Genomic DNA, 18,793 nt, shown 5'->3' on the forward strand with positions numbered 1-18,793 from the left:
TGTAATCTCTCCCTGCAAAACAACACTGGACTTCTTAGGTGCGGCCAACCGGTGAAATCATTTCACAATTTATTTTTGATTCTGTACACATAGGCTAGGATTTCTGCTACAGCCTTGAAAAAATCATCCGGAATCATTTCGCCGATTTCCGCCTGATCATAGAGCGCCCTTGCAAGCGGCCTGTTTTCGACAGTGATGATTTCGTGTTCTTTGGCGACAAGTTTGATCTTCTGCGCCATGAAATCAACACCTTTGGCGACGACGATTGGTGCGTCAGAGACGGATTCATCGTATTTGAGCGCGATAGCGTAATGCGTCGGGTTCGTGATGATTACATCCGCTTTCGGGACTTCCTGCATCATCCTCGACATCGCCATTTCCCTCTGCCGCTGCTTCATTTTTGATTTGATGAGAGGATCGCCCTCAATGTTTTTGTATTCATCTTTGATGTCCTGCTTGGACATCCGGATGTTTTTTTCAAAGTCATAGCGCTGATAGAGGAAATCGAACAACGCCAGAAACAGAAGCGCGACCGATGCTGAAATCCCCATCTGGATTGTCAGTTTTCCTAAAGTCTCTACTGCAGACGCCAATGTCTTATGAGAAAGAAGGAGCACTTCATCGATGTTGTTCCAAAGAACAACAAATGTGACTGAGCCGATAAACGCTATTTTCAATATCGATTTCAAAAGCTCAACAATCGCACGGACGGAAAAAATTCTCTTCATCCCTTTGATCGGGTCGATCTTTTCCAACTTTGGCTTCAGCGGCTCGCCTGTCACAAGGAATCCGACTTGCAGAAGATTCGAGCCTACTCCTGCCAACAGAGCAATTGCCAAGACAGGTGCCAGGATCAGCCCTGTTTGCATGATAACCTCCATCACAATTGACCTGAACGTTTCCTCTGTGAGCGGCATATGCATATAGCCGGTCAGCGACTTTCTGAAAATGCCGAGAACCTTTGGTCCGAACTGCCCGGAAGCAAAAGAGAGGAAACCGAAGATCGCAAGAAGCCCGATCGCCGTATTCAAGTCCTGGCTTTTTGCCGTCTGCCCCTTTTTTCGTGAATCCTGTCGTTTTTTCGGCGTGGCCTTCTCGGTCTTTTCACCTGCAAAAAACTGGAGATCCAGAGTGAGAAGCTTCATCTCGTTCCCCCCATTAATTCCATTAAGTTTCGCATCGCGAGCATTGCCGTTTCAAACAAGTTCTGTACGACTCCAAACATAACGCTGAATACAATGATTAATAAGATAAAGCTGACCGCTATCTTGATCGGAAAGCCAACAACAAAGATGTTCAGCTGAGGCACTGTCCGGGCCACGATTCCAAGTGCCACGTCAACGAGAAAAAGTACGGCGACAACCGGAACAGCCATCTGGAAAGCAACATAAAACATATAGCTGAATGACTTTACGACAAATTCAGCGAGCGCCTCATGGCCGAACCCGATGGACAAGCTGTCAGCGGGAATGAACTGGTAGCTGTAGTAAATCCCATCGAGAATAAGATGGTGCCCGTTCACAGATAAGAGCAAGAGCAATGAAAACATATATAAGTACTGGCCGATCAACGGGCTCTGTGCACCTGTCTGCGGGTCGATCACATTGGCGATCGCAAAGCCCATCTGAAAATCGATGAACCCTCCGGCGATTTGAATGGCCGCCAAGATCATATAGGCGAAAAAGCCGATGAACAGGCCAACCATTGCCTCTTTTAGCACGAGTAAGAAAAACGTACCGTCAATTGCCAGCGGGGTACTCACCTGAATTGAAATGGACATGAGCAGCGCTAGGAAAAAAGCGAAACCAATCCGGTACTGAGCCGGCAGCGTTCTGTATGAAAAAATCGGCATTGTGACAAAAAAGGCGGACACCCGCATAAAAACGAGTAAAAAAACTGCTAGATCCGGAATAAAAGCTTCCATTCAATCAACCTACAAACCTCGTAAGATTTTGGAAAATATCCGCTGCATAGGATAGAAGATGACTGAGCATCCACGGGCCGAGAAAAACGAGCCCAACCATAACTGCTACAATTTTTGGTATGAACGCGAGCGTCTGCTCCTGGATCTGCGTCGTCGCCTGGAAAATCGACACAATCAAACCGACCGCAAGCGCAAGCAAAAGCAATGGCCCAGATACGATCAACGTCGTGTATACTCCTTTTTCCGCCAATGAAATGACCGTTTCAGCACTCATGCGATCACCTTCCTTTGTTCAAACTGAATGGCCTCATTGAAAACTTTCCAGCAGCGACTTGACGACAAGATACCAGCCGTCGACAAGGACGAACAGCAAAATTTTAAACGGCAGAGAGATCATGACTGGCGGCAGCATCATCATCCCCATAGACATGAGAATGCTTGCGACAACCATATCAATCACGAGAAAAGGAATAAAAATCATAAATCCGATTTGAAATGCCGTCTTCAATTCACTCATTGCGTATGCCGGTACGAGAGCTGTCATCGGGATATCCTGGATGGACTCAGGCCGGTCTGCTTTCGCATAGGTGAGGAATAAGTCCAGATCCTTCTGTCTTGTATGCTTGCTCATGAATTCCTTAAAAGGGACGGATGCCCTGTCATAGGCCTGTTCAAGATTGATCTCATCATTAAACAAAGGAGTAAGGGCTTCTTTGTTCACCTGGCTGAACACCGGTGACATGATAAAAAAGGTTAAAAATAGCGATAGCCCAACTATGACCTGGTTTGGCGGCATCTGCTGTGTTGCAAGCGACGTCCGGACAAACGACAGGACGATGATGATTCTTGTAAAGGAAGTCATCAAAATGAGAATCGCCGGTGCGAGTGAAAGGACCGTCAGCAGAAGAAAGAGTTTAACGGAAGTCGAGACGGTATCAGGGGAAGCACTATTAAAAAATTGCATGAACTCATTCATCCTGATTCCGCTCCTTCTTTCCCATCTCATCAATCGCCTGGCGGCGGCTGTTTTTTACTTCTTCCATCTGCTTAGTCAAATACTCGTTAAACGGTCTTTTGTTTTTGACACCCTTCTTGTCCCCTGGTGCTTTCAAACCCCGCACAACCTTCGAGAACAGATCGGCAGGCTGAAGCGACTGCTCAAGCTGCTGTTCATACTGCTCGGTAAACTGCTTTAATTCCTGTTCATCGGTAATTTCTTTCAGAAGACGAATATCTTCCCCGACTCCAAGGATTAAAAGCCGGTTACCTGCCCGAACCATTTGCACGGAGCGGTTTCCGCCCAGCGAAGTTCCGCCAAAATGCTGAATGAACCGGTTTTGCTGATACGATTGGCTCCGCTTATTGATGAATTTCAACAACGCATACAAGAGAAAGACGACAAACGCCAAAGCCGCAATCATCTTCATAACGGCAAAAAAACCAATGTTCAAATCGGCCGGTTCCTGCTCCTGCACATCCTGCCGGAGCACAGTCTCATTTCCTTTGTCTTTCTTTGCCTCGTCTTTGTTCTGCGTTTTTTCATAGTTGTCTGCGACAGAATCATTAATCTTATCGGCAGACGCAGGCACAGCCGCCATGCTATGGGAAACCCACAACAGGACGGCGAGCATGACTGCAATTCTCTTTACATCCTTCATTTACATCAACCCAATGCTTTGGAAATGGCTTCAATTACACGATCAGCCTGGAACGGCTTGACGATGAAGTCTTTTGCTCCAGCTTGGATGGCATCAATAACCATTGCCTGCTGGCCCATCGCGGAACACATGATGATTTTCGCACTGCTGTCAATCTGTTTGATTTCCTTCAAAGCGGCAATGCCGTCCATTTCCGGCATCGTAATGTCCATCGTGATGAGATCTGGGCGAAGCTCTTTGAACTTCTCCACTGCCTGGGCACCGTCTGCCGCTTCCCCGACAACATCAAACCCGTTTTTCGTCAAAATATCTTTGATCATCATTCTCATAAAAGCTGCATCGTCTACTACCAAAATTTTATTCGCCACAAGTATTCCCTCTCAATCTACTTATTTCAATTTTTTCAAGCGGTCAGATTGACTCGCGATTTCTGTTACCCGCACGCCAAAGTTTTCATCAATAACCACTACTTCCCCTTTGGCGACAAGCTGCTTGTTGACAAGAATGTCGACAGGTTCTCCCGCCAGCTTGTCGAGTTCAATGATGGAACCGGCTCCGAGGTCCAGGATTTCTTTCACTGATCTCCTTGCCCTCCCCAATTCAACTGTCACCTGAAGCGGAATGTCCAAAAGCATGTCGAGATTCCGCGTATCGGTGCTTTGGTGAGAAGCCGGGGTAAATTCCGAAAAGCTTGCCGGCTGCACGTTGGTAGGAGCAGCGGGACGCGGCGGTTCTTGCACAGCCTGCCTGGCAGGCTCGGGAGCCGAATAAACCGGCTGTTCTGGTGCCGGGCGATGAACTGGATCAGGAGCACTCTGTTTCGGCGGTTCAGGCGCCGTCTCAGGCTCTGGCTGATTCATCAATTGATCAACCATGTTCTTGGCAAATTCGACCGGTAGTACTTGCATAATATTGGAATCTATCAGCGTACCAATCTTGAGTCGGAAAGAAACTCTGACAAGTAAATTTGTACTCGGAATTTGGTCCGTCCCCTGGTCATCACTGACGTTCAGGAAGTTAATGCTTGGCGGTGAAATGTCGACCCGCTTATTAAAGACGGCAGACATCGAAGTGGCAGCAGAACCCATCATTTGGTTCATGGCTTCCTGAACGGCACTTAGATGAATTTCATCCAAATTTTCGTCAGGTGATGTGCCGTCACCTCCAAGCATCAGGTCGGCAATAATAGCCGCATCACTTTGTTTGATGACTAAAATGTTTACGCCGGAGAAGCCATCGGTATATTGGACTTGGATGGCCACATAAGGATGCGGGAACTCATTTTCCAACTTGTCACGCTCAATAATGGACACCGTCGGCGTCGTAATTTCCACTTTTTGTCCAAGCAAGGTCGAAAGGGCTGTTGCCGAGCTGCCAAATGAAATATTGCCAATTTCCCCAAGGGCATCCTGTTCAATTTCCGTTAAATAGTCGGAGATTTCCGGCTTCTTTTGCTCTTCATCAGAAGAACCGGCATTCAGCAACGCATCAATCTCATCTTGAGAGAGCATATCACCATTCATAATCCTTGTCTCCCTCCTCTATCGTTTCCATAATTTGAATCGCTTGTTTCTGTTTCACTTTACCAGGCTGAGCCAGGAATTTCGGAATCCCGCCGACATGAACTGTAAGAGGCTTGTAAATATTTGCATCCAGTTCAATCACATCTCCATAGGTTAGCGCAAGGAACTCCTGAATGGTCAAATCGGACCTGCCCAATTCGGCGACAAGCGGCAATTCTGCATCCTTCACTTTTTCCTGCAAAATTTCCTGCTCACCCGGCTTTCGGACCTTGTCCTGCGTCTCCATCCAGTAATGGGCGGAGAGCTTCGGAATGATTGGCTCCAGGACAATGTGCGGGATACAGATGTTCATCATCCCTGTCGTGCTTCCGACCGAAGCGTTCATCGAAATAACAACGACCGTCTCATTCGGCGACACGACTTGCAAAAACTGCGGATTGATTTCAATATCTTCCAAAATCGGCTCGATATCAGCAATTCCGACCCAAGCTTCCTGCAAATGCTCGATTGTCCGCTCAAACAGGTTATGCATCAGCTTCATTTCAATTTCGGTCAGGTTTTCAACCTTATTGATGCTGGAACCCATGCCCCCCATAATCCTGTCGAACATTGCATAGGCGATCGCCGGATGAACTTCCATAATCATCCTGCCCTCAAGCGGAGCCACTTCAAAGATATTGAGAATCGTCATATTCGGGATGGACCGGACATATTCCTCATACGGAATCTGATCGGCGGAAGCAACGGAAATCTGCACATTAGTCCGCAGTGTTGCAGAAAAATAAGTTGTCAGCAGCCGGGCGAAATTTTCATAAATCCTTGTCAAATTCCGGATCTGATCCTTTGAAAATCTCAGGGCCCGCTTAAAGTCGTATACTTTGACCTTTTTCTCGGCTTCTTCTTTTTTAAAATCCTCCGCTGTCATCTCCCCGGTTGAAATGGCGGAGAGCAGCGCATCAATTTCACTCTGTGATAATATATCATCCGGCATGGTCCCACCTCCAATCATAGTAAAAGTCAGATCAGGAAATTATATAGGAGGTGATGTACACTTTCTCAACTTTCCCGTCCTGCATCAATTCATTAATTTTCACCTTCAGAGTTTCCTCAAGCTTCTTTTTGCCCGCTTTGCCGTTCAGATCGGCAGGCTTCATTTCCGAGAGTTCGGAAATCAGCATGTTCTGTACTTGGAAATTTCTTTTTTCCAGTTCTTCCTTTGCTTTTTTTCCGTCTGTCTGGATGGTAAAAGAGATTTTTACATAATCATTGGTTACCAGATTTGTCGTAATTTCAGGAATGCTTACAGAGGCCTCGACTATCTCATCGATTGACGGCTCCTTCGCCTTTTTCCCATCTCCTGTATCATCACTTTTCTGAATGAAAATAAAAATAACTGCCCCGGCAAGCAAAATTGCCGTTAAAAGAACGATCATGATGCCCATTAATTTCTTATTCATTTTGTAAATCCTCCCACTCCTTGCGGCCAAGGAGAGTAATCGATTGATAAAACTCCAGGATTCGTTCCTTTACCCGCTCTTCTGGTTCCGCGACAACAAACTTTTTCCCATTCGTCAAAGTAATGGTCGTGTCTGGAAACGACTCAACCGTCTCGATAAAAAGCGCATTTAAGTGAAACGTCTTCCCGTTCAATTTCGTAACCAAAATCATAAGAATCCAGAGCCGGAGAAAAGCGCCCGGCTCTGTTCCTCCCTTACATTATCGTTTTAAGTTGACAAGCTCCTGCAGAATTTCGTCAGAAGTTGTGATGATTCTCGTATTCGCCTGGAAACCACGCTGTGCAACAATCATTTCCGTAAACTCCTCGGAAAGGTCAACGTTGGACATTTCGAGAGAGCCGGAGACAAGAGTGCCTGATCCTTCTGTACCAGGAACAGTATAGGTTGCATTTCCAGAACTAGCCGTTTGGGTATACATGTTTTCTCCAACTTTTTGCAAACCGCCGCTATTAGAGAAACGAGCCAGTCCGATGGAAATGTTTGTGGTATATAAATCTCCGTCTTTAGTCAAGCCCATTTCTCTCGCATTGAAACTGTCGACAGCATCCCTTGCAGAACTAAACATATTTGATGCAACAGACACTGTATCAGTTGCGTTATTTGCCTCGGTCAAAGCGCTTGTAGCTGCATCGGCTATTGCCTTAATTTTTGTCTCATCATTTGTGGTGTCAGCTTGATATGCTTTGTAAGCAGTATTGACAGTTTCAACCGATGTTTTTAGAGCTTGTGCTGCTGTTTTAATCTTATCTACTTCTATTTTTGCTTTATCAGCCTTGTCTTTTGCAGCTGCAGCTTCATCTTTCACTTTTTGATCCGTGCTGTTATTAGCTTTATTTACCAAAGCTTGGGCTTCCTCAGCTAATAACTTGGCTTCCGTCTCGGCTGCTGTTGCTTTTTCAGTTAGGTCCGAGGACAGTTTATAAAGCTGATCCATATATTTTTGTGAAGTTGGGTTTTCAGCGAGGTTTTTCGCTGCTGCTGCTGCATCCCCTGCTATCTTTAAGGCATTATCGACCTCGCTAGAGCCAGAACTCTTGATAAAGCTGATCTGCCCATTTTCTGAAATACTAAAACTTTGAATCTCTTGGACCTTCCCGCCATTTAGCCTAATTGGCTGCAAATTATCATTATTAGGATTGGTTGCCATTACATAATGTCCTGATCCTGTTACCAAGTATCCATCATTGTTTAAATATAGATTTCCTGCTCTAGTGTAGTAAGTAGAGCTAGCAAAGAATGTATCTCCGCTTGGGCTTCCTTCCGCAACAGTCAAATATCCATCTCCCTGAATAGCGAGGTCCAACACACGTCCTGTAGTCTGCAATGAACCCTGTGTGTCGATCGTATCGATTGCAGCAAGCTGGGAACCAAGTCCTACTTGTTTCGGGTTAACTCCGCCTTTTCCTTGAGTTGGACCGCTTGCGCCGGAAATAGTTTGGTTAACCATGTCTTTGAAAGTCACACGGCCTTTTTTAAAGCCGTATGTGTTGACGTTGGCGATGTTGTTGCCGATAACGTCAAGTTTAGTTTGGAAGTTTTTCATACCGCTAATGCCTGAGTACATGGATCGAATCATGTTATGTTTCTCCCTTCATGGAGCCGCGTCGGTCGGTCGGCGGCTCCCGGCTTCCTCATTGAGGTCCAGCCGTTTTTCCTGTTAAAGTTTTTGATTAGTCGATGACAATCGTGCCATCTATATTGGTGAATATCTGCTTTCCTGCTTCCTGTCTGTCCATCACAGTGACTACGGTCCGGTTTTTGGCACTGACGATCATTGCTGCATTTTTCAGCAATACGAGAGAATCGTTCACGCCTTTTTGCTTCGCTTCGTCAATTTTCGCGCCGATTTCATGCCATGTTGTTTCTTCGATGGTAATGTTGCGCTGCTGCATTCTCATGTCCGCGTGTTTTGAAATCGATAGTTTTGACTGGTCTGCGGCAGCTTTGTTCAGCACCTCTGCGAATGCATTCCCATTCGTTTTCGGTTTGGCCGGTGATTTACCCGGCAGCTGCCCGATAGTTGTCGGCTGTGATGGCAGTCTATGAAGGAATGATTGTCCCATTACAACCCACCTTGCATTATCCGATTTTTGTCAATTGGTTCGTTTTAATTGTTTCTCCATTGCTCAGGACGAGTGAGACGATGCCGTCTTTTAATGAGACAGATGCGACAGTGTCACTTTGTTCTTTTTCGTCAGCCATCCAGGAAACGTCCTTTCCAATCAATGCGCTTGCCTGCATGAGCGGTGTTTCCGTGCTCTGGCTATTTACCTCCGACACATTCGCCGGTAGCAATTCTGTGCCGTCTTCCAGAATAAGTTTGACTGTGTCTTCCATAAAGCGGATTGTTTTCACAACACCTGTTCCCTGTGTGACTGCATTTTCACCCGGTTCAGCATTCTCGTTCAGTTTATGCCAAGTAATCTCTTTTCCCACGAAATCCTGAAAAGCTATCAGGCTCGACTGTGATTCAAGTTGGACCATCTTCTGGATCGCCTGGTTCATATTCGTCATTTGCTCCAATGATGAAAAGGTCGCCATCTGGGATATGAACTCCCTATCCTGCATCGGGTTGGTCGGATCCTGGTTTTTCAACTGGGTCATGAGCAATTTTAAAAAGTCATCTTTGCCCAAAATATCATTGCCTGTTTTCGCTTCCCGCTTCTTTGCCGAGGAAAGCATCAGATCCGGTGAAATTCCTTCTACCAAACTTGTCATCTCCTATGCTTCAGACTGAAACAGCATGCTGTTCAGTGTCTCATGAAAATCCTGTTCTTGTTCGTTGTGCATTTCCCTCTTGTCGGTCTGCTGCTGGCTGTTTTGTTGTTGCTGGCCGCTTCGTCCATCCTGATTCGTATACTTTTGTGCTTCTCCTTGCGGATAGATGACCTCCACCTTATCCACCTGGATATTCTGCTGTGTGAACGCCTGGCGCAAGCTATGAAGCTGCGAATCCAGCATGTCTTTTGCCGAATTTGATGAAGCGACGAGCCTAGCCATCATCATTCCATCCTTTTGTAAAAGTTCGACTCTCAGCTGCCCGAGATGCTCAGGATACAGTTTGATCAAAAGCTTCGTTCCCCCTGCTCCCTGTGTGAGGCTGGAACGGGCCAATATGGAGTTGAATTCCTTGATGAACTCATTCATCCGGGTCTCAGGAGCGAGCTTCTCATTTACATGGAGGCTGAATTGTTCGATTCGTGTCATCTGGTGCTGGGCAGGCTGGACTATGTCTCCTGGCTTCACCTCTTCCACCGCCGTCACTGAGTGTGCCTCCATTGATATCGGCTTCTTCAGAATAAGGTTCATGGCCGGCAGCTGAGGAACTGGAATCGGTTTGGCTTTTGCATCTGAATGTGTTGTCTCGGCAATCAGTGACTGGAATCGGCTTTCCTTGCTCCATTCTTCAAGCTTGTTTGTCAACTTATGCAGCGACTGAACCGCTCCTTCAAGCTCATTCATTGCTTGTGGCATGACATTTGCTGTCTGGGGCATTCTTTCCAGTACTTTGGCAGCAGTCATAAGCTGTGCGATTTTATCCCCGGCCAGCCCTTGCAGTTGAGCAGGCTCCATTTTCCCAAGCAATTCAAGTGTCTGTGCAATCGCATTTGTAAATTGCTTTTCAGATAGCGCGTTCTTCAGGCTTTCCAAATCAATAGCAGTAATTTGCTCGCTTTGACTTGAAGATGCTGTGTTACCAGTATTTGCGTCCGGATTCTGATTGATGATCCCTGTCAAAACCGTCATAAGCTCTCCAAGCCAATCGATTAGTTCCGGGAATTTTTCCTCGATTGCTTCATCGATTTGTTCAAGGTCAAGATTTTCCTCAGAGAGAGCGACAATTGGTGATGCATCTTCGTTGGTCAGCGCCTGAAGCAGGGCGGTTAACCCATCTTGCGAAACAGCGGGATTTTCTTGTTGATTGCTCTGCGTAGCTGGATCCATGTTTCCGCCTAAAATCGAGCCGAGCACAATTCCAAATCCTGTATTTCCTGTGTTTGCTGCCTTCACACTGCCAAGCCCTGATCCTGATTGCGGCATGACCGCGGTCAATTGTCCTACGTCCAATTTGTTTCACCTCCTTTCAAGCTATAAATCCTTACTCGGCGCTGGCTGAAAGCATTTCTGAATATTTTGCGGCGTTTTCTGGTGGCATTTTCTCCATGATCTTCGCGAGCTTGTCTGTGCTGATGTTTGAGAGAATTTTCACCGCTTCTTCTTCCTTCATTTTCAGGATAATCGGTGCAGCGCTTTTTGGAGCCATCGCTTCGTATGTCGATACAATCTCTTTGAAAGCCCGCTTGTTCTCATCTCGCATCTTCCGCAATTCCTCTATTTGTTGCTCCAGTTGTTCCTGCTCCGCCAGCATCCGTTCCTTCTCTTTATCAGCCGTTTCAATTTGCGTTTTCAATTCATTGACCTTTGCATCCTTATCTTGGATATCAGCTTCCAGGTCAACGATCTTCCGCTCATAGTCAGCGAGATCCTCTTTTTCCCCGCCACTTATCATATCGGATACAAATGGGATTTTTTTGCTTATTTCTTGAGTTTTTTCAAAAACATTGTATCCACTGGCGCTTGCGATCACGACAAAGAGAAATAGAGCAAAGAGAAGCGGAATTAGAAACCAATAGATGAACTTCTGGAAAAACCTTGGTTCCTTTGCGTTTTTCACTTTTTCAATCTTATCCATTCGCTGTGTCACCTATTTTCCGTCTCGATGATAATATTGGAGCGAAGAGATTTCATCCAGCTCCAGTTTCTCCATCTCATTGAGCGAGGCCAGATAATACCCATGGCTCTTCTCTTTCATTTTCTCGTATTTCTTCATCTCGATATTGCTCTCCTGCAATTTTTCCTCATGCCAGTTCATCCGGTTGCGTGCAGTCATGACAAGCTTTTGGCAATGCTCAATCGACTTCTCCAGATTGCTGATAAAGGTCTGGTAATGGCGCATCTCGTGAATTGAGAAGCCGCTCGCGAGTTTCAGAGATTGGAATTCCTCGAGCTCCTCTTTCTTTTTCAGCAATTCATAGAGCTGCTCGGCAGCCGCTTCAAATTTTTTCACTGATTCTTGATAAAGAGCGAACGCTTCGTCTTTCTCTCTTTCTCTCAAGTTCAGGATTTTTTGGAATTTAAATTGATGACTCAATTGAACTCACCCGTTCCGGATAATTGTAGCAAGGCCTCGATGCTTTCCTCTTTTGTGATTTTTTCATCGGTTTCTTGCTTAAGGAAATTGATAATTTCAGGATATAATTGGATCGCTTCATCAATCTCTTTCGATGCTCCGCGTTTATAAGCACCGATATTGATCAAGTCCTCCGAGTTAAAATACGTGCTAAGCAATTCACGAACCCGTTCAGCTGCCTTCCTGTGTGCCGGAGTCGCAAGGTGGTTCATCAGCCGGCTGACACTTTTCAGCACATTAATGGCCGGGTATTGGCCTCGGTTGGCAAGAGACCTGTCGAGAACAATGTGCCCATCCAGAATGCCTCTTGCGGCATCGGCGATTGGTTCATTCATATCATCGCCATCAACAAGGACGGTATAAAAGGCAGTAATGGAACCCACCTTGTTTGTTCCGGTCCTTTCCATCAGCTGGGGCAGAATGGCAAAAACGGATGGTGTATATCCTTTTGTTGCTGGGGGTTCACCGACCGCAAGCCCTACTTCCCGCTGCGCCATCGCAACCCTTGTAACAGAATCCATCATGAACATGACGTTGCATCCCTTATCGCGGAAATACTCAGCGATCGCAGTCGCTGTAAACGCACCTTTGATCCGCATTAAAGCCGGCTGGTCGGAGGTTGCCGCGACGACGATCGTTTTCTTTAATCCTTCAGGTCCAAGATCCCGCTCAATAAATTCCCGGACTTCGCGCCCCCGTTCACCAATCAATCCGATCACGTTGATGTCAGCTGTCGTATTGCGGGCGATCATGCCAAGCAACGTACTCTTGCCGACGCCGCTTCCGGCAAATATTCCAAGACGCTGTCCCATGCCGACTGTCAGCATGCTGTCGATGGCACGGACACCAACTTCGAGCTGCTCTGAGATTGGCGGCCGGCTGAGAGGATTCGGCGGTGCTTGATCTGTTCCGACGACCGCCATGCCTGCAGGAATCAACGAATCATCTAACGGCTTTCCAAGCGAATCCACGACTTTGCCGATCAGTTCGGGTCCGACCTTGATTTCGAGCGGCTTTGATGTCGCCTCCACTAAACTTCCGGGTCCGATTTCCTGAATGTTTGTGTATGGCATGAGGATGATGAACTGTTCTTTAAAACCTACGACCTCCGCCATAATTTTCCGGCTGCTGCCTGTTGCTTTCATCCCGACATGAATGAGACACACATCTCCGATGGAGCTGTCTGCCGGCCCTTGGGATTCAATCATGAGCCCGACGAGCCGTACCACTTTGCCGTACCGTTTGAACGAGTTGATGCTCGCAACTTGGGATATCAGCTTTTCGGCCTTCATGTCAGCTCACCCAACATTTCAACCAAAGCTTTCTTGATTTCAACCAACTGTGTATCCACTCCTGCATCGATCTTTCCGTTTTCTGATTCGATCACACATGCGTCTTCCGGCAAATCCCCATCCGGATAAATATACAATTGTACATCATGCGGGAAAATCGCCCGCAGCTCATCCAGATCTTCAAGAAATAGTTCGTATTTCGATGGATGAACTTGAATTTGGACTTCTTTGTAGTCCCGTACTTCTTTGATGACATTTTTTACGAGCGGTATAAACTTACCCGGTTCTTTTTCAATTGTTTCGTGGATAATTTTTTGAGCCACTGCCATCGCAAGTTCTAGAATGACGCGCTCTGCCTCCTCGATATGCGAGTGGAAAGCCTGCTTTGCGTTGTCCACAGTTTTTTTCGCATCTTCAATCGTTTGGAGATATTCCGTATACCCATCGACGCGGCCCGCTGCCTGGCCAGACTCAAATCCTTCTTGAAAAGCCGAGTCCATCAGCTGCTGCTTCTCGATTTCCCAACTTTTTCTTTCCTCGGCGATCTTCTCAGCGGCAAAATCCTTCTCCCTCATTGCTTTTTCAACAATCGAGGCAGCTTCTTGTTCAGCATGCTCGACGATCGCCCGCCTCTCCTCTTCCGCAAAAAACGGTTCGGCTACCGGCTGTTCTTCATCATTAGTTGATGTTTGGGCGAATGTCCTCAGCTTGATTTCTTTTGCCTGTTCCTCGAGGAGCCGTGCATTGATTTGTTTAATGACGTTAGACAATGATATCATCTCCCCCGCCGCGGGCTACGATGATTTCACCAGTTTCTTCCAACCTGCGAACAATTCCTACAATTCTAGACTGGGCTTCCTCTACATCACGCAGACGGACAGGTCCCATATATTCCATTTCCTCTTTGAATGTCTCTACCATTCTTGAGGACATATTACGATAGATAATTTCTTTCACTTCGTCGCTTGAGATTTTCAGTGCGAGAAGCAAGTCTTCGTTGTCACACTCGCGGATGATCCGCTGAATCGATCGATTATCCAGCGTAACGATGTCTTCGAAGACAAACATCCGTTTCTTGATCTCTTCGGCGAGTTCCGGATCCTGTATTTCAAGTGCATCAAGGATCGTCTTCTCTGTAGCCCGGTCAACGCCGTTCAGCACTTCAACAACCGTTTCAATCCCGCCGGTCTGTGTATAATCCTGCGTCGCCGTCGAGGAAAGCTTCCTTTCCAGAACGGCTTCCACTTCACTAATTACATCAGGCGATGTCCGATCCATTACTGCAATCCGCTTCGCGATCTCTGCCTGCATTTCCTGTGGCAGCTCGGAAAGGATCTGCCCCGCTTTTTCCGGTTCGAGATACGACAAAATCAGTGCGATTGTCTGCGGATGCTCGTTTTGAATGAAGTTCAAAATTTGTCCGGCGTCTGCTTTTCTTGCAAAGTCAAACGGCCTTACTTGCAGGGAGGAAGTCAGCCTGCTGATGATTGCGGCGGCTTGATCCTCTCCCAGTGCTTTTTCCAATACTGTCTTTGCATAACCGATACCGCCCTGTGAGATATAGTCCTGCGCCAGCGCAATATTATGAAACTCGTCCAGTACATCTTCTTTCGCCGAGGAATCGACTTTCCGTACGCTTGAGATTTCCAGCGTCAGTTTTTCCATCTCCTCTTCTGTCAAGTGCTTATAGACGGATGAGGCGACATCCGGACCAAGCGAAATGAGGAGAATGGCGGCTTTTTGCTTGCCCGTCAATTTCGTATCTCTTTTAGCCATCGCTGATGCCTCCTCCTTAATCTTCAGTCAGCCAAGAACGCAGAAGTTTGGCGAACTCGTCCGGTTTCTCTTTTGCAAGTTTTTCAAGCTGCTGTTTTTTCATGCCGGATTCTGTAAGGATTTCATTATCCAAATCAGGCACTTCTGGCGGAACATAAGTCTCTTCTTCCTCCAGTTCAAACTCTTCTTCCGCTTCTGCTTCAGCTTCTCTTCTCCGTCTGAACATGAAGAAGGCAAGAACTCCAATAACGGCGAGGAGCAATCCGCCGATTACGTAAATCCACCAAGGGATGGACGTTGATTTTTCACTGTCGGCGTTTGCTGTCTGGAACGGCTGAATGGACACAGTGATTTTTTCCTGTACATCTTGATCGGTAATATCCGTGTTCTCGGATTTGTCGATAGATGTTTTCACGATTGTTGCTAGCATTTGCTGAATATCATCTTCCAAGCCGGCTGAAAGCGGATCTTCGCCTTCGCCTGGCTGGTCGACAAATACTTGTATACCTAAATCGCGGATCTTATATGGGCTTTCGACAATTTGCTTGCGGATCCTGTTTACTTCCGAGTTGATCGATTCATCCGAACGTTCGTAATCTCCGTTCCCGTCAGTGCCTTCCATATATTGGGCGGCACCGCTGTCGGCTGGATCGGTGCCTTGCGGTATCCCGCCGGCTCCATTTGCATTGCCGGTAAAGGACTCCGTAATTCTTTGGGCACTGATTTCGATTCCACGCATATTTTCTTCATCGACTGGTGTAACTAGGTTTTCTTCCCGGTTTTCCTGGGTAAAGTCAACATCGGCAGTAACCGATGTAACAACCTTATTGAATCCCATCAAAGTGCCGAGCATATTCTGCACCTGCCGCTGAATATCCTTTTCGATCTGCTTTTTGATTTTCATTTGCTGGGTAGCGCCTGCGCCAGCATAATCTGCATCTTCCAAGTCGAAATATTCAAGGTATTGATTGCGGATGACGATATTATCAGTAGATAAGTTCGGTATACTTTTTGCTGCGAGATTGTATAAAGACTTGATTTGCTTCTGGTCGAATTCTTGTCCTGCTTTCGTCTGCAGGACAATCGATGCAGTCGCTTCTCCTCCGGTTTCGTCTACAAAAATCCCTTTATCCGGCAGATTGATCATAACAGTCGCTTTCTGGATCCCTTCAATTCCTTCCATCAGTTCTGCAAGCTTGGATTCAACGACACCGACTTTGATTTCCTTGAACTCATTGTCGGTCATCCCGAAGCTTGCATTGTCGCTGAAAAATGTCGGAGCGACGTTTCCTGATTTAGGCAAGCCTTCTGATGCCAGTTCAACGAGCAGTGCCTCTTTGTTTGCTTCTGGCACGAGGATGGTCGTCCCGCCATTTGTAATTTCGGACGGAATAGCCTTTTCATCGAGGCTTTCTTTGATTGAACCCGTTTCTGATGGTTTCAAATTCGTATACAACGGCACCATTTGCGTTCTCGTCAAGAAATACGTTGAGAGAGCAATGATAAAGATCCCGGCCGCGATGGAGGAGATCCAGATCATCCTTTGCTTCTTTGTACGGCTTGACCAGTATTCTTTTAATCTAGACAAATATTTTTTCAAAGTCTCCAACATCGATAACCCCTAACATGCAATCGGTTATTAAACTTGCATTCGCATAATTTCTTGGTATGCCTCAACTGCTTTATTTCTCAGCTGAAGCGCTGTCTGCATCGTAATGGAAGCTTTCTGTGCTGTAATCATTACTTCGTGAAGGTCAATGTCTCCTCCAGCTGCGAGCATTGCAGTCGCCTTGTCGGATTGATTTTGCGCTTCATTCACCTCGGAAATCGCCTGTTTGAGCATGTCTTTAAACCCTGATTGCTGACCGCCTTCGGCCCTGGAAGCCTGATTGGCGACAGGCATGCTGACGGGCAGTGTGTTCATAGAAACGATATTTTGAATTGCCATGGTTGCTAACCTCCAGCGGGTATCCGGCTCTTACCCCTCGCCATTAAACCCGGTTTTATTCGTTGATCCTATTTACCCAATTCCAAAGCTTTCATCAACATCGACTTTGAGGCGTTCAAAACTGTGACATTCGCCTCATACGATCTTGTCGTGCTGACAAGGTCTACCATTTCCCGGAGCGGATCTACATTCGGCATTTCTACATAGCCATCCGCGTTGGCATCAGGGTGTTCTGGGTTATACACAAGCTTGAACGGCGATTCATCCTCTTCAATCCTTGTAACCTTCACTCCGTTCATTCCCTTATTTGAGGCATTTGAAAGCTCTTTGCGGAAAAATGAGGAAAAAGACTGTTCTTGTGGCTGCATAACGGTCATCTTTCTTCTGTACGGCTGCCACTCTCCATCAACGAACTTTCCTCTTGTCGAATCAACATTCGCCATATTGGACGAAATGGTATCCATCCTCAGCCGCTGCGCTGTCAACGCCGATGAGGAGATGTTCATGCTGTTAAACATAGACATCGTTAATTTCCTCCTCTCAACACAGATTGAAGCGTCGAGAATTTGCCATTCAGGCGCTCAATCAATGCATTATAGTAAATTTGGTTAGTAGCAAGGTCGGACATCTCTTTGTCGATGTCGACATTGTTACCATTGTCCTGATACTGAAGGCCGTTTTTGACATAAATAGAAGGCTGCCCTTGTTGAGAAGCAAACGGTAGATGTCTAGGATCTGTTCGATATGCTTTCAATTGTTGCTGGGAAGCCTCGTTGAGCATGCTATTGAAACTAACGCCCTTGCTTTTATAATTCGGTACGTCTGCATTTGCAATGTTCTGGGCAGTTACTTTTTGTTTTAATGAAGAATAATCCAGTGCCTTCGAAAGCAAGGATATATTTCCTGAGAATAATTCCAAATTCGACACCACTTTCCAAAGTTCTCTATCATTAGCATCAAACTATACCTTATTGTATGCTTTAAACGGACTTTGGTCTATATCACGACGAGGATTTTTTGTGAAAAATTGTTGTGTTTTGCCGAAAGTAGGACTATATTCCCATAAACTAAAATAACCACCAATAATAATTGGTGGTTATTGTAAATTCTTAAGTATTTAGTTTGATTTAAGCTTTTCCAGCTCTTTCAAGAACTTCGAGTTCAATACTTTAATGTATGTTCCTTTCATACCGAGGGAACGAGATTCGATTACCCCTGCACTTTCCAGTTTTCTTAACGCATTGACGATGACGGAGCGTGTGATTCCGACTCTGTCTGCAATTTTCGAAGCAACAAGCAGACCCTCAGTCCCGTTCAGTTCTTCAAAAATATGCTCAATGGCTTCCAGTTCACTATAGGAGAGAGAAGAGATGGCCATTTGAACGACAGCCTTGCTTCTAGCTTCTTCTTCGATTTCTTCTGCTTTCTCGCGCAAAATTTCCATTCCGACAACAGTTGCGCCATATTCGGCCAAGATCAAATCGTCATCATTGAATTCTTCCTGCAGACGGGCGAGGATAAGCGTGCCCAGTCTCTCACCGCCGCCGATAATTGGAACAATTGTTGTCAGGCCTGTGCCGAACAAGTCTTTGTTTTCAACAGGGAAGGCACTGTGCTCACTGTTCACATCCAAGTTGGATGATGTTTCGGTAATATGGAAAAGATTCTTCGTATACTCTTCTGGAAACTGGCGGTCTTCGATCATTTTGATCATACGCTCATTTTCGATCTGCTGATTGATTGCATAACCGAGAAGCTTTCCGCGGCGGCTCAGTACATACACATTCGCCTCGATTACATCGCTTAGGGTTTCAGCCATTTCCGCAAAATTCACCGGTTTTCCTGCTGCTCTCTGCAGCATCACATTAATTGTTCTTGTTCTGTCTAATAATTTCATAAAATCTCCTCCAAATCTTGTACGTTCAATTGTTGCTGTGCTTCTCCTTTTCCCTTAAGCCGAGAAG

At 46.2% G+C, this 18,793-nt stretch carries 24 protein-coding genes; all 24 read right to left on the reverse strand.

Annotated features, from left to right (window positions below; all coding sequences use genetic code 11):
• Positions 1–62: 62 nt before the first annotated feature.
• Positions 63–1,145, reverse strand: a complete 1,083-nt coding sequence (gene flhB, locus AC0TWI_RS02405; protein WP_488124739.1) for a flagellar biosynthesis protein FlhB — start codon at positions 1,143–1,145, stop codon at positions 63–65.
• The gene (gene fliR, locus AC0TWI_RS02410; RefSeq protein ID WP_488124740.1) at positions 1,142–1,924 is read right to left on the reverse strand and encodes a flagellar biosynthetic protein FliR; all 783 of its coding nucleotides are present in this window, start codon (positions 1,922–1,924) and stop codon (positions 1,142–1,144) included. Before fliR ends, flhB begins: the two co-directional genes overlap by 4 nt.
• Positions 1,925–1,928: 4 nt before the next feature.
• A complete protein-coding gene (gene fliQ / locus AC0TWI_RS02415) occupies positions 1,929–2,198 on the reverse strand; it encodes a flagellar biosynthesis protein FliQ (RefSeq protein WP_488124741.1) in 270 nt (89 codons plus the stop codon).
• 33 nt (positions 2,199–2,231) lie between these two features.
• On the reverse strand, positions 2,232–2,900 hold the full coding sequence (fliP, locus tag AC0TWI_RS02420; protein WP_488124742.1) for a flagellar type III secretion system pore protein FliP: 669 nt from the start codon (positions 2,898–2,900) through the stop codon (positions 2,232–2,234).
• Positions 2,893–3,582, reverse strand: a complete 690-nt coding sequence (locus tag AC0TWI_RS02425) for a flagellar biosynthetic protein FliO (protein ID WP_488124743.1) — start codon at positions 3,580–3,582, stop codon at positions 2,893–2,895. Before AC0TWI_RS02425 ends, fliP begins: the two co-directional genes overlap by 8 nt.
• 5 nt (positions 3,583–3,587) lie before the next feature.
• Positions 3,588–3,950, reverse strand: coding sequence for a response regulator (locus AC0TWI_RS02430; RefSeq protein WP_488124744.1), 363 nt, complete (start codon positions 3,948–3,950; stop codon positions 3,588–3,590).
• Between the two features lie 21 nt (positions 3,951–3,971).
• Complete coding sequence (fliY, locus tag AC0TWI_RS02435; protein WP_488124745.1) at positions 3,972–5,105, reverse strand: flagellar motor switch phosphatase FliY; 1,134 nt, start codon at positions 5,103–5,105, stop codon at positions 3,972–3,974.
• Entirely contained in the window at positions 5,095–6,096 is a 1,002-nt protein-coding gene (fliM, locus tag AC0TWI_RS02440; protein ID WP_488124746.1) for a flagellar motor switch protein FliM, read from the reverse strand. The genes fliY and fliM overlap by 11 nt, the downstream gene beginning before the upstream one ends.
• Positions 6,097–6,127: 31 nt before the next feature.
• Entirely contained in the window at positions 6,128–6,562 is a 435-nt protein-coding gene (fliL, locus tag AC0TWI_RS02445) for a flagellar basal body-associated protein FliL (RefSeq protein ID WP_488124747.1), read from the reverse strand.
• Positions 6,555–6,773, reverse strand: a complete 219-nt coding sequence (locus tag AC0TWI_RS02450; protein ID WP_488124748.1) for a flagellar FlbD family protein — start codon at positions 6,771–6,773, stop codon at positions 6,555–6,557. Before AC0TWI_RS02450 ends, fliL begins: the two co-directional genes overlap by 8 nt.
• 48 nt (positions 6,774–6,821) lie before the next feature.
• Positions 6,822–8,198 (reverse strand): flagellar hook-basal body complex protein, encoded by a 1,377-nt coding sequence (locus AC0TWI_RS02455; protein ID WP_488124749.1) that lies wholly within the window; start codon positions 8,196–8,198, stop codon positions 6,822–6,824.
• A gap of 94 nt (positions 8,199–8,292) precedes the next feature.
• The gene (locus tag AC0TWI_RS02460; protein ID WP_488124750.1) at positions 8,293–8,685 is read right to left on the reverse strand and encodes a TIGR02530 family flagellar biosynthesis protein; all 393 of its coding nucleotides are present in this window, start codon (positions 8,683–8,685) and stop codon (positions 8,293–8,295) included.
• Positions 8,686–8,701: 16 nt separating this feature from the next.
• Entirely contained in the window at positions 8,702–9,331 is a 630-nt protein-coding gene (gene flgD / locus AC0TWI_RS02465) for a flagellar hook assembly protein FlgD (RefSeq protein WP_488124751.1), read from the reverse strand.
• A gap of 12 nt (positions 9,332–9,343) precedes the next feature.
• Positions 9,344–10,690 (reverse strand): flagellar hook-length control protein FliK, encoded by a 1,347-nt coding sequence (locus AC0TWI_RS02470; protein ID WP_488124752.1) that lies wholly within the window; start codon positions 10,688–10,690, stop codon positions 9,344–9,346.
• Positions 10,691–10,721: 31 nt separating this feature from the next.
• Positions 10,722–11,315 (reverse strand): MotE family protein, encoded by a 594-nt coding sequence (locus AC0TWI_RS02475; RefSeq protein ID WP_488124753.1) that lies wholly within the window; start codon positions 11,313–11,315, stop codon positions 10,722–10,724.
• A 12-nt stretch (positions 11,316–11,327) separates the two neighbouring features.
• On the reverse strand, positions 11,328–11,774 hold the full coding sequence (gene fliJ / locus AC0TWI_RS02480) for a flagellar export protein FliJ (RefSeq protein ID WP_488124754.1): 447 nt from the start codon (positions 11,772–11,774) through the stop codon (positions 11,328–11,330).
• Positions 11,771–13,105, reverse strand: a complete 1,335-nt coding sequence (gene fliI / locus AC0TWI_RS02485; protein WP_488124755.1) for a flagellar protein export ATPase FliI — start codon at positions 13,103–13,105, stop codon at positions 11,771–11,773. The genes fliJ and fliI overlap by 4 nt, the downstream gene beginning before the upstream one ends.
• Positions 13,102–13,875 carry a flagellar assembly protein FliH gene (gene fliH, locus AC0TWI_RS02490; RefSeq protein ID WP_488124756.1) on the reverse strand — a complete coding sequence of 258 codons (774 nt, stop codon included), beginning with the start codon at positions 13,873–13,875 and terminating at the stop codon, positions 13,102–13,104. The genes fliI and fliH overlap by 4 nt, the downstream gene beginning before the upstream one ends.
• A complete protein-coding gene (gene fliG / locus AC0TWI_RS02495) occupies positions 13,868–14,881 on the reverse strand; it encodes a flagellar motor switch protein FliG (protein WP_488124757.1) in 1,014 nt (337 codons plus the stop codon). The genes fliH and fliG overlap by 8 nt, the downstream gene beginning before the upstream one ends.
• A gap of 16 nt (positions 14,882–14,897) precedes the next feature.
• On the reverse strand, positions 14,898–16,493 hold the full coding sequence (gene fliF, locus AC0TWI_RS02500; protein WP_488124758.1) for a flagellar basal-body MS-ring/collar protein FliF: 1,596 nt from the start codon (positions 16,491–16,493) through the stop codon (positions 14,898–14,900).
• A 27-nt stretch (positions 16,494–16,520) separates the two neighbouring features.
• Positions 16,521–16,829: a flagellar hook-basal body complex protein FliE gene (gene fliE / locus AC0TWI_RS02505; protein ID WP_488124759.1), complete on the reverse strand. Its 309-nt coding sequence runs from the start codon at positions 16,827–16,829 to the stop codon at positions 16,521–16,523.
• 68 nt (positions 16,830–16,897) lie between these two features.
• Positions 16,898–17,353, reverse strand: coding sequence for a flagellar basal body rod protein FlgC (flgC, locus tag AC0TWI_RS02510; RefSeq protein ID WP_488124760.1), 456 nt, complete (start codon positions 17,351–17,353; stop codon positions 16,898–16,900).
• A gap of 2 nt (positions 17,354–17,355) precedes the next feature.
• Positions 17,356–17,748, reverse strand: coding sequence for a flagellar basal body rod protein FlgB (gene flgB / locus AC0TWI_RS02515; protein ID WP_488124761.1), 393 nt, complete (start codon positions 17,746–17,748; stop codon positions 17,356–17,358).
• Positions 17,749–17,946: 198 nt separating this feature from the next.
• Positions 17,947–18,726, reverse strand: a complete 780-nt coding sequence (gene codY, locus AC0TWI_RS02520) for a GTP-sensing pleiotropic transcriptional regulator CodY (RefSeq protein WP_488124762.1) — start codon at positions 18,724–18,726, stop codon at positions 17,947–17,949.
• Positions 18,727–18,793 lie beyond the last annotated feature (67 nt).

It is taken from the genome of Lederbergia sp. B243.17 (assembly GCF_057657925.1).

What these genes read in the sequence shown, in the direction of transcription:
- flhB (WP_488124739.1), bottom strand. Translation starts at nt 1,145, where the DNA reads ATGAAGCTTCTCACTCTGGATCTCCAGTTTTTTGCAGGTGAAAAGACC.
- fliR (WP_488124740.1), bottom strand. Translation starts at nt 1,924, where the DNA reads ATGGAAGCTTTTATTCCGGATCTAGCAGTTTTTTTACTCGTTTTTATG.
- fliQ (WP_488124741.1), bottom strand. Translation starts at nt 2,198, where the DNA reads ATGAGTGCTGAAACGGTCATTTCATTGGCGGAAAAAGGAGTATACACG.
- fliP (WP_488124742.1), bottom strand. Translation starts at nt 2,900, where the DNA reads ATGAATGAGTTCATGCAATTTTTTAATAGTGCTTCCCCTGATACCGTC.
- AC0TWI_RS02425 (WP_488124743.1), bottom strand. Translation starts at nt 3,582, where the DNA reads ATGAAGGATGTAAAGAGAATTGCAGTCATGCTCGCCGTCCTGTTGTGG.
- fliY (WP_488124745.1), bottom strand. Translation starts at nt 5,105, where the DNA reads ATGAATGGTGATATGCTCTCTCAAGATGAGATTGATGCGTTGCTGAAT.
- fliM (WP_488124746.1), bottom strand. Translation starts at nt 6,096, where the DNA reads ATGCCGGATGATATATTATCACAGAGTGAAATTGATGCGCTGCTCTCC.
- fliL (WP_488124747.1), bottom strand. Translation starts at nt 6,562, where the DNA reads ATGAATAAGAAATTAATGGGCATCATGATCGTTCTTTTAACGGCAATT.
- AC0TWI_RS02450 (WP_488124748.1), bottom strand. Translation starts at nt 6,773, where the DNA reads ATGATTTTGGTTACGAAATTGAACGGGAAGACGTTTCACTTAAATGCG.
- AC0TWI_RS02455 (WP_488124749.1), bottom strand. Translation starts at nt 8,198, where the DNA reads ATGATTCGATCCATGTACTCAGGCATTAGCGGTATGAAAAACTTCCAA.
- AC0TWI_RS02460 (WP_488124750.1), bottom strand. Translation starts at nt 8,685, where the DNA reads ATGGGACAATCATTCCTTCATAGACTGCCATCACAGCCGACAACTATC.
- AC0TWI_RS02475 (WP_488124753.1), bottom strand. Translation starts at nt 11,315, where the DNA reads ATGGATAAGATTGAAAAAGTGAAAAACGCAAAGGAACCAAGGTTTTTC.
- fliI (WP_488124755.1), bottom strand. Translation starts at nt 13,105, where the DNA reads ATGAAGGCCGAAAAGCTGATATCCCAAGTTGCGAGCATCAACTCGTTC.
- fliG (WP_488124757.1), bottom strand. Translation starts at nt 14,881, where the DNA reads ATGGCTAAAAGAGATACGAAATTGACGGGCAAGCAAAAAGCCGCCATT.
- fliF (WP_488124758.1), bottom strand. Translation starts at nt 16,493, where the DNA reads ATGTTGGAGACTTTGAAAAAATATTTGTCTAGATTAAAAGAATACTGG.
- fliE (WP_488124759.1), bottom strand. Translation starts at nt 16,829, where the DNA reads ATGGCAATTCAAAATATCGTTTCTATGAACACACTGCCCGTCAGCATG.
- flgC (WP_488124760.1), bottom strand. Translation starts at nt 17,353, where the DNA reads ATGTCTATGTTTAACAGCATGAACATCTCCTCATCGGCGTTGACAGCG.
- codY (WP_488124762.1), bottom strand. Translation starts at nt 18,726, where the DNA reads ATGAAATTATTAGACAGAACAAGAACAATTAATGTGATGCTGCAGAGA.